Origin of the sequence: Promicromonospora aerolata, from assembly GCF_042682255.1 — a bacterium.
GTDB classification, from domain to species: Bacteria; Actinomycetota; Actinomycetes; order Actinomycetales; family Cellulomonadaceae; genus Promicromonospora; species Promicromonospora aerolata.
The window spans coordinates 3,655,586-3,667,084 of sequence record NZ_JBHUHF010000001.1; the positions used below are offsets into that span (position 1 = coordinate 3,655,586).

Consider the following 11,499-nt stretch of genomic DNA (forward strand, 5'->3'; position numbering starts at 1 on the left):
CCGGCCGCCCACACCTTGTGGTCGGTCATTCGTCAGGTGGTCGGCAACCCGGGCTACCGATCACCTGACGAACTGCCGATCATCGGGCCGGTCGGCCGCAGCACCGCCGCGCACTCCGCCGCCACCGCCACGGCGACGTCGCGCGCCGTGTCGCCGTCGTGCTCCGGGACCACCCGCTGCACGGCGCCCTCCGCGAGCAGGTCCACGGCACGCACGTGCTGCTCCTCCGCCATCTGCGCGGCGTGCCCGGTGTCGCCGTGCACGATGACGCTCGCGCCCTCCGGCGGCAACGGGGACAGCCACGCATGCTCCGCGGCGATCACCACCTGCGCCGGCAGCAGGGCGAGCGCCCCGCCGCCGCACCCCTGGCCGAGGATGACCGACAGCGTCGGCACCGTCAGCCGGGTCAGCGCGGCCATGCAGCGCGCGATCTCGCCGGCGAGCGCGCCTTCCTCGGCACCCTGCGAGAGCTCCGCCCCGGGGGTGTCGATCACCGCGACCAGAGGCAGCCGCAGCTCCTCGGCGAGCCCCATCGCCCGCCGGGCGACCCGGAGCGCGGCGGGACCCATCGGCGTGCTCTCCGTCTGCCGGGTCCGGTCCTGGCCGAGGACGAGGCACGGCACGCCGTCCAGCCGCGTGAGCGCGACCAGCATCGACTCGTCACGCTCGCCCTCGTCCGTGCCGGACAGCCGCACGGTCCCCGAGGCGCCGTAGCGCAGCAGGTCACGCACCCCGACCCGGTCTGCGGCCCGCGTCCGCAGCACGGAGTCCCAGGCCGACGTCGTCCCGGACGGCTGGCCCTCCCTGCGCGGAAGGCCCGACGGCGACGGTGGGTCGACGAGCACGGCGAGCGCCCGGTCGACCAGCGCCGGCAGGTTCTCGGGCGCGACGACGCCGTCGAGCACGCCCTTGGCGGCGAGGTTCTCGGCGGACTGGACGCCGTCGGGCAGCGCCTGCCCGGTCAGGGCCTCCACGACCCGGGGTCCGAGGAAGCCGATGAGCGCTCCCGGCTCGGCCACGGTGAGGTGGGCGAGCGAACCCCAGGAGGCGTACACGCCGCCGGTGGTGGGGTGCCGGAGATAGACGAGGTAGGGCAGGCCGGCGTCGCGGTGGTCCATGACGGCGCGGGAGATCTCGACCATGCGGAGGAACGCGGGGGTACCCTCCTGCATCCGGGTGCCACCGGACGCGGTTGTGGCGAGGAGGGGCAGCCGCTCCGCCGTCGCGCGCCGGACGGCGGCGGTGATCCGCCGGGCGGCGGCGCGTCCGATGGATCCCCCGAGGAACCGGAACTCGTTGACGACGACCACGACGGGACGCCCACGGACGCGGCCGCGGCCGGTGAGCACCGACTCGTCGGTGCCCGCCTTCTCGGCGGCCGCGGCGAGCACCGCCTGGTACTCGGCCGGGTGTCCGGTGACGTCGACCGGCTCGTCCCAGGACTCGAAGCTGTCCGCGTCGAGCACGAGCTCGAGCAGCTCGCGGGCGGTCCACCTGCGCGTCATCAGCTCGCCTCCCGCTCCTCGGCCACGGGCGTGTCGAGCCAGGCCCGGATGCGGGCGGCATGCTCGTCCAGGACCGGAGGCGCCTGGTGGTCGCGCCGGGTGACCTCGTCACCGGCCGGGTCGAAGAACCGCAGCGGCGGTCCGGGCAGCGTCACCGTGCCGAGGCTGGTGTGCTCCACGTCCACGAGCAGGCCCTGGCTCGCCGTCTGCTCCCATGCGTACACCTCGTCGAGCGTACGCACCCGGCCGCCGGGTATCCCGGCGTCGGCGAGCCGGGTGAGCAGCGCGTCGGCGTCGAACGCGGCGAACGCCGCCTCGACCGCCTCGATGATCTGGTCGCGGTGGGCCACCCGCTCGGCGTTGCTCCGCATGCCCGGGGCGTCGGCGTCGAGCCCGAAGGCCTGGCAGAACCGCTGCCACAGCACCTCGGACCCGACGGCGATCTGGACGGCGCCGTCACGGCAGCGGAACAGGCCGTACGGCGCGATCGAAGGGTGGTGGTTGCCCTGCGCGTGCCCCACCTCCCCGGCGACGGTCCACCGCGTGCCCTGGAACGCGTGCACGCCGGTGACGGCGGCAAGGAGCGACGTCCGGACCACCTGGCCGACGCCGGTGGTGTGCCGTTCGTGCAGCGCCGCGAGCACGCCGTACGCGCCGTAGATCCCCGCGAGCAGGTCTCCGATCGGCACACCCACGCGCTGCGGGTCGTCCGGGCCGGACCCGGTGAGGGACATCAGTCCGGCCTCGCCCTGGGCGATCTGGTCGTACCCGGCACGGCCACCTTCGGGACCGTCGTGGCCGAACCCGGTGATCGAGAGCACGATCAGGCGGGGGTTGCGCTCGAGCAGCGAGTCGATTCCGAGACCGAGCCGCTCCAGCACGCCGGTCCGGAAGTTCTCCACGAGCACGTCGGCGCGGTCGACGAGCTCCAGGAGGACCGCCCGGTCGGCGTCGGCCTTGAGGTCGAGCGCTATCGACTCCTTGTTCCGGTTCGCGGACAGGAAGTAGGTCGACTCGCGGGCACCCTCCTCACCGACGAACGGCGGGCCCCAGCCCCGCGTGTCGTCGCCCCGGTCGGGCACCTCCACCTTGACGACGCGCGCGCCCAGGTCGCCCAGCATCATCGTGGCGTGCGGCCCCGCGAGGGCACGCGAGAGATCGACGACGACGACATCGGCCAGCGGTCCGGTCATGGCGCTCACCAGCCCGGCAGGACGAGGATCGCCCACACCAGCAGGGGTCCCACGAGGGTGACGATGGCGGCGTAGCCGAGGATCTGCTTGTAGTACGCCTGCTCCGAGATCGTGTCGGGGCGGTTGGCGAGCATCAGGGCTCCGTTCGTGGAGAAGGGGCTGACGTCGACGATGGTCGACGAGACGGCGAGGGCCGCCGCCATGGACCAGGCGCTCACGCCGCCGGTGGCGATGAGCGGCACGGCGATCGGGATGATCACCGGCAGCAGCGCCGTGGAGGACGCGAACGCCGAGACGATGCCGCCGACGTAGCAGAGGACGAGCGCGCCGATGGTGACGATGCCGAGGCCCGCCGCCCAGAGACCGATGTACTCGGGCGATCCCGCCTCGGTGAAGACCGTGGCGTAGGTGCTCACGCCGGCCACGAGCAGCACGGTGGGCCACGCGATCTGCTTGACGGCGTCCTTGTTCTGGCGCGGGGACAGCATCGCCAGGGCGACGGCGGCCGTGATCGAGACGAACCCGATGTCCATCTCGAAGGCGAGAGCGGTCACGGCCACCGCTGCGAAGGCGAAGAGCGTCAGCACGTGGTCGCGCCGCACGCCGACGCCACGCGTGACGGTCGCGACGCTGGTGCCGAGACCGTTGCCGGTGACCGGCTGTCCGCCGGTGTGCAGGCCGTCGACGACACCGTCGGCGGTGTGGCCGGCAGCGTCCGCGGGGTCGACCCGCTCGTTCATCAGGCGGCGCCCGCCGAGAGCGAAGAACAGGATGACTGCCATCACCAGGTTGAACGCGAGCGACGCGATGAAGACGGCCATCTCGGTGCCCTCGTAGCCGACGTCGGCCATGACCGAGTTGGTGATGGTGCCGTAGATGCTGATCGGGGAGAACCCGCCACCCTGGGCGCCGTGCACCACGAACATGCCCATCATGAGCGGGTTGATCTTGTAGCGGCGGGCGAAGCCGAGCGCCACCGGGCCGATGATCGCGCACGCCGCCGGGCTGGCCGCGCCGATGGCGGTCAGCACGGCGGTGACCGCGAACATGACCCAGGGGATGAGCGCCACCCGGCCGCCGACCATCTTGATCGATTGCGCGACGATCAGGTCGACCGTGCCGTTGTTCTTGGCTATGGAGAACAGGTAGGTGACGCCGATGAGCGTCAGCACGAGGCTGGCGCTGATCCCGCCGAGCACCTCGCCGTCGTCCATGCCCAGCGCGAAGACGCCGACGAACCAGGCGGCGACATAGGCGAGCGCGCCCATGTTGATCGGTAGGACTGTCCCGACGACGAACAACGCGACGAGCGCGATGATCGCTATCCACTCAGGACCCATGAGAACTCCTCTTCCCATCGTGGCGGACACCTTTGACCGACGAGGCACGATGGATCAGTGGCCTAGCCAATAGTCCAGTGCGCCATCTGTCAAGTATTCTCGGCAGGGTGACCCCCAAGGCTTCCGCCGAACTGCCGACCCCGCTGGCCCGTACCCGCCTGTACGAACAGGTGGCAGAGCAGATCACCACGTGGATCCAGCAGAACGGGCTCGCGGCCGGTGACCGGCTGCCGCCCGAACGCGAGCTCGCCTCGCGCCTCGGTGTCAGCCGCGCGACGCTCAGCCAGGCCCTCGTCGCGCTCGAGGTGGTCGGCGCCGTCGTGGTGCGGCACGGGGACGGCACGGTACTGACCGGCAAGCACAGCGAGAGCCGCATCGTCGAGGCCATCCGTGCGCACGCCGACCGGATGCCCGAGATCATCGATATCCGGGACGCCCTCGAGACCAAGATCGCCGCACTGGCCGCCCAGCGGCGCACGGAGGACGACCTGCGGGCGATCGACGCGGCACTCGACACGATGGACGCCGCCATCGCGCACGGCGACCGAGGCGTGGACGCCGACGAGCAGTTCCACGCGGCGGTCACCACCGCCGCGCACTCCGACCTCCTCGCCCAGACCATGCGGGAGATCGCGAGCCTGATCCGGGAGAGCCGGATCGAGTCGCTCTCGCAGCCGGGCAGGCCCCGCAACTCCCTCAACGGGCACCGTGCGATCGCGGATGCCATCCGGGCCCGCGACCCGGAGGCCGCCGCGGCCGCCATGCACGCCCATGTCGAGATGGTGAGCGACGTGGCCCTGCTGCGGGACCAGGAGCCGTGACCGGCTGGGAGCAGCTCGCCGTCCTGGGCGCCGGGCTCGGCGCCGGTGTCCTCACCTCGACGGTCGGTGTCGCGTCGCTCCTGAGCTTTCCCGTGCTGCTCGCCATCGGGCTGCCGCCGGTCGTCGCGAACGCGTCGAACACCGTCGGCCTGGTGCCCGGCGCGCTGAGCGGCGCGGTCGGCTACCGCCAGGAGCTGCGCGAGCACCCGCGCACGGTCCTGGTCGTGCTCGCGGCGTGCGGTGTCGGTTCCGTCGGTGGAGCGATCCTGTTGCTCGCCCTCCCGCCCGGCGTGTTCGAGGCCGTGGTGCCGTGGCTGATCCTGCTCTCCTGCCTGCTCGTCGGTGCGCAGCCGTGGATCAGCCGGTGGCTGCGCCGCACCCGGAACGAGCCCACCCGCCTGCGCCACGACATGTCACCGGCGACCGTGGTGTTCGCCGTCCTCACGGGCACCTACGGCGGCTACTTCGGAGCCGGGTCAGGCGTGATGATGGCCGCGGTGCTCGGGCTCGGCACCGACTTCCCGGTGCGGATCGTGAACGCGCTCAAGACCCTGGCGGTGCTCGCCGCGAACGTCGTGGCGACCGCCATCTTCGTGGTGGTCGCGGACCTGGACTGGCTGGCGATCGGGCTGCTCGCGGCCGGGTCGGTGGTGGGTGGGTACATCGGAGCACGTCTGGGGCGCAAGATGCCGCCGGTCGTGTTCCGGGTGCTCGTGGTGATCGCGGGTGGTGGCACCGCGGTGCTCATGCTGCTCTGACGGGGGGCGTTCGGGGCGGGAGTGGCTGCTGGTGGGGGTGTGGATTGGTGCCGAACCGCAAGATGCGTGTCCGGCGGGCCGGGTGCCGGGGGCGAACCGCAAGCTCCACGTCCAACAGGCCAGACGCCGGCGCCGAACCGCAAGCTCCACGTCCAACAGGCCAGGCGCTGGCGCCGAACCGCAAGATCCACGTCAAGGGAGCCAGGCGCTGGCGCCGAACCGCACGTTGAACATGATCCGGTGTGCCGATCCGCAGCGAACACGTCCACCGACACCTACATCGACTCAAAGGTTGCGGCTCGGCGCCTCACATGACGACCACCTTGCGGTTCGACGCCGGCTGACGGGCCAACAGACTCGGATCTTGCGGTTCGGCGACAGCGATCGACCCGCCGGACGCGCATCTTGCGGTTCGGTGGCGGCTGACGAGGCCGTTGGACATGGATCTTGCGGTTCGGGCCCGTGAGCGGTCCGCCGGACGTCGGGCTTGCGGTTCGATGCCGGCCGAGTGGCCGCCGGACATAGATCTTGCGGCTCGGCGGCGTCGAGCATCCCCCGCGGTCTCGGCTCTTGCGGTCCAGCGGCGAGCCGAACAACGACAGACTCTCAACGTGCGGTTCGACGCCCGACAAGCCCACCGAGTCCGCCGAGTCACCCAGCCCACCGAGTCCACCCAGTCCACCGAGTCCGCTGAACCCGCTGAACCCGCTGAAACCCCGACCGAGCACCCGACCGAGCACCGACGAGCGTTCGGGCTCCTAGCAACGCGTGCACAACATTCGTGCATAACTATTGTGCACAGAACCTGTGCATGGTTATTGTGCACGCATGGCCACTCCTCAGGACGACTTCCGACTTACTCCCGAGGCCGTCAAGGTCCTCGCCCACCCACTGCGCTCGCGCCTGCTCAGCACCCTGCGGCGCGACGGCCCGGCGACAGCGACCACGCTGGCGACGGCCCTGAGCACCAACACCGGTGCCACCAGCTACCACCTGCGCAAGCTCGAGTCCGTCGGACTGGTCGCGGACACCGGCGAGGGGGCCGGCAAGCAACGCCTGTGGCGTGCCGCCACGAAGTCCCACAGCTGGGAGCGCTCGGCGATGGCGCACGACGAGGACGCCGCCACCGCGCTCGGCTGGCTGGAGCGGGACTACCTGCGCCTGTTCAGCACCGACTTCGGTCACTGGCTCGACGTCGCCGACTCCTGGCCGCGCGAGTGGCAGGACGGGCTGGGCATGGGCGACGCATGGGTCACCGTGAACGCCCAGCAGCTCCAGGAGATGCACCGGGAGCTCGACGAGGTGCTCGAGCGCTACCGCGAGGCAGGCACCGGGCCGGACGCTCGCCGGGTGACCTTCTGGGCGGCCGCGTTCCCTCTCGACCCGGACGACGTCCCGGCGACCAGCGACGCCACCAGCGACGCCGACGACGTCGCCGACCGGACCGACCGCACCGACCGCACCGACCGCACCGACCGCACCGACACCGACACCGACACCGACAGCACCGCATCCGCCGAGGGCGACACCGACAGGAACCGATCATGACGCTCCTGACGCCGGCCCAGGCCCAGCGGGCCTTCCTGCTGCTGACCGCGACCCGGTGGTTCCCGGTCGGACTCGTCGTCACCGTGACCACGTTGCTGCCGCTCGAGCGAGGGCTCTCGGTCACGCAGGCCTTGACGGCGCTGTCCGTCACAGGGCTCACCGTGTTCTTCCTGGAGCTGCCCACCAGCGGCCTCGCCGACTCCCTGGGCCGACGCCCCCTGCTCGTCCTGGCGGCCGTGCTGCAGGTGGCGGCAGCCGTTCTCTTCCTGACCGCGCATTCCTTCTGGGCCTTTGCCCTGGCCGCGGCGGTCACGGGCGCCTTCAGGGCGCTCGACTCCGGGCCGCTGGAGGCCTGGTTCGTCGACACCGTGCACGCCACCGAGCCCGGCGCCGACGTCGACAGGCCGCTGGCCGCGCACAGCACCGTGCTGGGTGTGTCGATCGCCACCGGGGCGCTCGTCTCGGGTGGGCTCGTCTGGTGGCACCCGCTCGATGCGTGGTCCGCGCTGACCCTGCCCTACGCGGTGTACGCCATCCTCGCGGTGGCGCACCTGGTCGCCGTGACGGTCCTGGTCCGGGAGACGCCCCGCGTCCTGGCGCCCGCGGCCCGCACCGAGGCGGACACACCCGCGGACACAGACGCCGAGGCGAATGGCCCCGGCGTGACCCCGGCCCTCCCACCGTCGGACACCGGGGGCACGCGCGTGGCCGGCCGGGTGCTCGAGTCCGCCCGGCAGGCGCCCGGCGTCATCCGCGACGGCCTACGTCTCGCACGGGACAACCGGGTGCTGCGCTGGCTGCTCCTGGTCGAGGTGTTCTGGAGCGTGGGCATGGTGGTGTTCGAGACGTTCCAACCCATCCGGCTCTCCGAGATGCTGGGCGGCACCGCGGCCGGTGCCGCCGTAGCCGGCCCGGCCGCAGCGGCTGGCTGGGCGGTGTTCGCGGGTGGCGCCGCGCTGACCGGTCTGGTCACGCCCCGTCTCGGCGTCGCGCGGACGGCGATCCTGGCGCGGGTCCTCAACGGGCTCGGCGCGGTCTGGATGGGTCTGGCGCTCGGCCCGGTCGGACTGGTCGCCGCGTACCTGGTGACGTACGGGCTGCACGGCGCCTGCGGTCCCGCGTACCAGGCGCTCCTGCACCGCGAGGCCGAGTCCCGGAACCGCTCGACGGTCCTGTCGATGGCCTCGATGGTCGCCTTCGCCGCGTTCTCCCTGGCCGGTCCGGCCCTCGGCTGGGCCGCGGACCTCCTGTCCACGTCAGCTGCGATGGTGCTCGCCGGGGCCTTCAGCACCCTGGGCGCGGCCTGCTTCCTTCCCGCCGTGCGCCGGGAACGGATGCTGGCCGCCCGCGCGGCCGCCGACGCCACCAGCAACACCGCCAGCACCGCCAGCACCGCCACCGAGGATGCCGACGTCACGACGACCACATCCGCCGTCTGACACGGCCCGTCGCGCCGGGCTCTACCTGCTACCCGGCGTCCCGCCCATGGGGACAACTCCCCTCAATCAGGCTTTTCGATACGAGGTGGTGACCGGCATGCTGTCTCAGTGATCCGCTCCCGCGTCGTGGCAGTCGCCGCCCTCGCCGTACTGACCCTGACTCTGTCCGGGTGCGTGCGCATGGGTGTCGAGGTCGCGCTGCAGGAGGACGGCGCGGCGACGTCGAACCTGGTGCTGGCCGTCGAGGACGCCTACCTGGACCAGACCGGGCAGTCGCCCGACGACGTCATCGACACCCTGACCGAGGGCCAGGAGGATCCGGCGCGGGAAGCCGTCCGCACCGAGGACTTCGAGCAGGACGGCTACACCGGCACGCGCTACGTCTACCCCGAGACGAAGGTCGGCGACGTGGGCACCCGGGTCGGCTGGCCGATCAAGGTGGTCCGCAAGGGCGGCGACTACCTGGTGTCGGGCACGCTCGATCTCACGGAACAGGGCCTCGACAGCCGGGGCGGTGCCGCCATCGACAACCTGAGCATCACCGTCGACATCAGCTTCCCGGGCAAGGTGAAGGACTCGAACGGCATCGTCGACGGCAACTCGGTGCGCTGGGAGCCGGCTGTCGGCGAAGCCGTCGAGATCCACGCACGCGGCGCCGCGAAGGGCCCGGCGGAGCCGGACGCGGACGAGGCGACCGGAGCCGCCGAGGTCGTGACGCTACCCGTCGTCCCGGAGTGGATGGTCCTGGCGCTCGGTGTGAGCGGGCTGGTCATCCTGCTGCTCATCGGCGTCGTCGTGTGGCAGGCCATGCTTCGGGTGCGCGACCGACGTCCGGGGGCGGGCGCGGACCCGCCGTACCCGCAGCAGCAAGCGCCGCAGCCGCCGGCTGCCCAGCCCGCGCCGCAGCCGTACGGCAGCCTGCCACCGCAGCACGGCACGGGGTCGAGCCCGTACGGGGCCGCACCGCCGCAGGAGCGGTCCACGTCTCCGGACCAGAACCTGCCGCCGAGCTTTCCTCCCGGGTACTGACCGGGACGGTCATCGGGCAGACTGGCCGGGTGAAAGCAGTGGTCGTGCGAGGAGGTTCTGCCGTCCAGAGCGTCACCGCCCGAGCCCTGGTCGGCGCGGTGCTCGTCGCCCTGGCGCTGACGGGGTGTGTCCGGGTCGACCTGCAGACCACGCTCACCGACCATGACACGGCGGACGGCACACTCGTGATCGCCGTGGCCGACGACGCCGCAGGACTCTTCGGGGGCGACCCCGCCCAGGTGTGGGCGGAGTACAAGGACGAGGTGGTGGGCGACGTCCCCGAGACCGTCACCGAGGAGCCGTACGCCGAGGACGGCTACACCGGCTCGCGCTACGTGTTCGACGACGAGCCCGTGACGACGCTGGCGACGATCAGCGACGGCGACCTCCAGGTCGTCCGGGACGGCGACGGGTACGTGGTCTCGGGAGTGCTCGACCTGTCGACCCGGGTGCAGGGGATCGAGAACCTGCCCGAGGGCACGCTCGGCGGCGTCGACGCCACCGTCGCGCTCACCTTTCCCGGCCCCGTGACGGAAGCCAACGGCGAGGTCACGGGAAACACCGTGACCTGGCGTCCGGACGCCGAACGGGCCACGCGGCTGTCGGCACGCGGCCTGGTCCCCGTGTCCGGCGTCGGCCCCATGCCCACCGTCGCGGAGACACCGTCCCACGAGGCGCATCCCGCGGAAGGCATCATCTCGGACTGGGGCGCACCGATCACCCTCGCCACGTTCCTGATCCTCGTCGTCGTGGGGCTGCTTACCTATATCGTCGACCGACGGCAGCGCGCACGACAGGCCCACCAGAAGCAGGCATGACGCACAGGAGCGACATGGACGACAGCGGGGACGAGTGGACCGAGGACGTGCTGGGCGAGGGCTTCACGGCTCGGACCCTGCGGCTACCGGGACCGTCGGGGGCGCTGCGGGCACGTGCGCGGCGCGGGAGACCCGCGCAGGACCACACCGAGGCGACACTGGTCCGCTACACGCCCAGGGAGGGGCCCGGCGTCGGGCGCCCGCCCGTGCTGTACGTGCACGGGTACACGGACTACTTCTTCCAGCGGCACCTCGCCGAGGCGATCACCGAGCGGGGCTACCCGTTCTACGCGATCGACCTGCGTGCGCACGGGCGCTCCATCGACGCCTGGACGGCGGCGGGCGGCGACCCCAACATGGTCAGCAGCCTGCAGTTCTACCAGCAGGACCTCGATGCCGCCGCCGATGCGATCGCCGCGGACGGCCACACCGGGCTGGTGCTCATGGGGCACTCGACGGGCGGTCTCATCGCCTCGGTGTACGCGCACGCCCGTGCCCACCGGGTGACGGCCCTGGTGCTGAACAGCCCCTGGTTCGACCTGAGGGGCAGCTGGTCGGACCGGACCCTGGTCACCCAGCTGGTGTACGGGCTCGGCCGGGTGGCGCCGCGCACCGTCCTGACCCACCTCGGCGAGGACTACGGCCGCGCCCTGCACCGGGCGACGGGCGGGGAGTGGGAGTACGACCTGCGCTGGAAACCGCACGGCGGCTTCCCCGTCCGGGCCGGCTGGCTGGCCGCGATCCGGCGCGGCCACCGCAGGCTGGCGCGTGGCCTGACCGTGGAGTGCCCCACGCTCGTGTGCACCAGCGGCGCCACGGGGCCCGACGGCGGGGCCGCCGAGGTCATGCTCAGCACGGACGCGATCCTCGACGTCGCGCACATGCACGCCCGGGCGCCACGGGTGGGCACGGCGGTGGACGTAGCGGTCATCGAGGGTGGCGCCCACGACCTGGCACTGTCTCCCCGGCCGGCCCGCGAGAAGTACCTGACCACGGTGCTGGACTGGCTGGACGCGAAGGTCTGACACCCAGCACGGGCAGGGTCGGG

At 72.1% G+C, this 11,499-nt stretch carries 10 protein-coding genes; 7 read left to right on the top strand and 3 right to left on the bottom strand.

The window, feature by feature from the left end; genetic code table 11:
• Positions 1 to 53: 53 nt before the first annotated feature.
• The 3 genes from ACFSL2_RS16315 to ACFSL2_RS16325 are packed head-to-tail and all read right to left on the bottom strand — an operon-like array spanning position 54 to position 4,038.
• Positions 54 to 1,505 carry a carboxyl transferase domain-containing protein gene (locus ACFSL2_RS16315; protein ID WP_377198841.1) on the bottom strand — a complete coding sequence of 484 codons (1,452 nt, stop codon included), beginning with the start codon at positions 1,503 to 1,505 and terminating at the stop codon, positions 54 to 56.
• The gene (locus ACFSL2_RS16320; protein WP_377198842.1) at positions 1,505 to 2,698 is read right to left on the bottom strand and encodes a CaiB/BaiF CoA transferase family protein; all 1,194 of its coding nucleotides are present in this window, start codon (positions 2,696 to 2,698) and stop codon (positions 1,505 to 1,507) included. The genes ACFSL2_RS16315 and ACFSL2_RS16320 overlap by 1 nt, the downstream gene beginning before the upstream one ends.
• Positions 2,699 to 2,703: 5 nt before the next feature.
• Positions 2,704 to 4,038 (bottom strand): SLC13 family permease, encoded by a 1,335-nt coding sequence (locus tag ACFSL2_RS16325; RefSeq protein WP_377198843.1) that lies wholly within the window; start codon positions 4,036 to 4,038, stop codon positions 2,704 to 2,706.
• Between the two features lie 107 nt (positions 4,039 to 4,145).
• On the opposite strand from ACFSL2_RS16325, the gene ACFSL2_RS16330 reads away from it, so the two are divergent.
• The 7 genes from ACFSL2_RS16330 (at position 4,146) to ACFSL2_RS16360 (ending at position 11,476) form a co-directional block, all read left to right on the top strand.
• Positions 4,146 to 4,859 (top strand): FadR/GntR family transcriptional regulator, encoded by a 714-nt coding sequence (locus ACFSL2_RS16330; protein WP_377198844.1) that lies wholly within the window; start codon positions 4,146 to 4,148, stop codon positions 4,857 to 4,859.
• A complete protein-coding gene (locus tag ACFSL2_RS16335) occupies positions 4,856 to 5,617 on the top strand; it encodes a sulfite exporter TauE/SafE family protein (RefSeq protein WP_377198845.1) in 762 nt (253 codons plus the stop codon). The genes ACFSL2_RS16330 and ACFSL2_RS16335 overlap by 4 nt, the downstream gene beginning before the upstream one ends.
• An 828-nt stretch (positions 5,618 to 6,445) precedes the next feature.
• Entirely contained in the window at positions 6,446 to 7,165 is a 720-nt protein-coding gene (locus ACFSL2_RS16340) for an ArsR/SmtB family transcription factor (protein WP_377198846.1), read from the top strand.
• Positions 7,162 to 8,604: an MFS transporter gene (locus ACFSL2_RS16345; RefSeq protein WP_377198847.1), complete on the top strand. Its 1,443-nt coding sequence runs from the start codon at positions 7,162 to 7,164 to the stop codon at positions 8,602 to 8,604. The genes ACFSL2_RS16340 and ACFSL2_RS16345 overlap by 4 nt, the downstream gene beginning before the upstream one ends.
• 108 nt (positions 8,605 to 8,712) lie before the next feature.
• Positions 8,713 to 9,633 carry an LppM family (lipo)protein gene (locus tag ACFSL2_RS16350; protein ID WP_377198848.1) on the top strand — a complete coding sequence of 307 codons (921 nt, stop codon included), beginning with the start codon at positions 8,713 to 8,715 and terminating at the stop codon, positions 9,631 to 9,633.
• 44 nt (positions 9,634 to 9,677) lie between these two features.
• Positions 9,678 to 10,451: an LppM family (lipo)protein gene (locus ACFSL2_RS16355; RefSeq protein WP_377198849.1), complete on the top strand. Its 774-nt coding sequence runs from the start codon at positions 9,678 to 9,680 to the stop codon at positions 10,449 to 10,451.
• Entirely contained in the window at positions 10,448 to 11,476 is a 1,029-nt protein-coding gene (locus ACFSL2_RS16360; protein ID WP_377198850.1) for an alpha/beta hydrolase, read from the top strand. The genes ACFSL2_RS16355 and ACFSL2_RS16360 overlap by 4 nt, the downstream gene beginning before the upstream one ends.
• The last annotated feature ends 23 nt before the right edge of the window (positions 11,477 to 11,499 follow it).

What these genes read in the sequence shown, in the direction of transcription:
- ACFSL2_RS16325 (WP_377198843.1), bottom strand. Translation starts at nt 4,038, where the DNA reads ATGGGTCCTGAGTGGATAGCGATCATCGCGCTCGTCGCGTTGTTCGTC.
- ACFSL2_RS16360 (WP_377198850.1), top strand. Translation starts at nt 10,448, where the DNA reads ATGACGCACAGGAGCGACATGGACGACAGCGGGGACGAGTGGACCGAG.
- ACFSL2_RS16320 (WP_377198842.1), bottom strand. Translation starts at nt 2,698, where the DNA reads ATGACCGGACCGCTGGCCGATGTCGTCGTCGTCGATCTCTCGCGTGCC.
- ACFSL2_RS16340 (WP_377198846.1), top strand. Translation starts at nt 6,446, where the DNA reads ATGGCCACTCCTCAGGACGACTTCCGACTTACTCCCGAGGCCGTCAAG.
- ACFSL2_RS16345 (WP_377198847.1), top strand. Translation starts at nt 7,162, where the DNA reads ATGACGCTCCTGACGCCGGCCCAGGCCCAGCGGGCCTTCCTGCTGCTG.
- ACFSL2_RS16315 (WP_377198841.1), bottom strand. Translation starts at nt 1,505, where the DNA reads ATGACGCGCAGGTGGACCGCCCGCGAGCTGCTCGAGCTCGTGCTCGAC.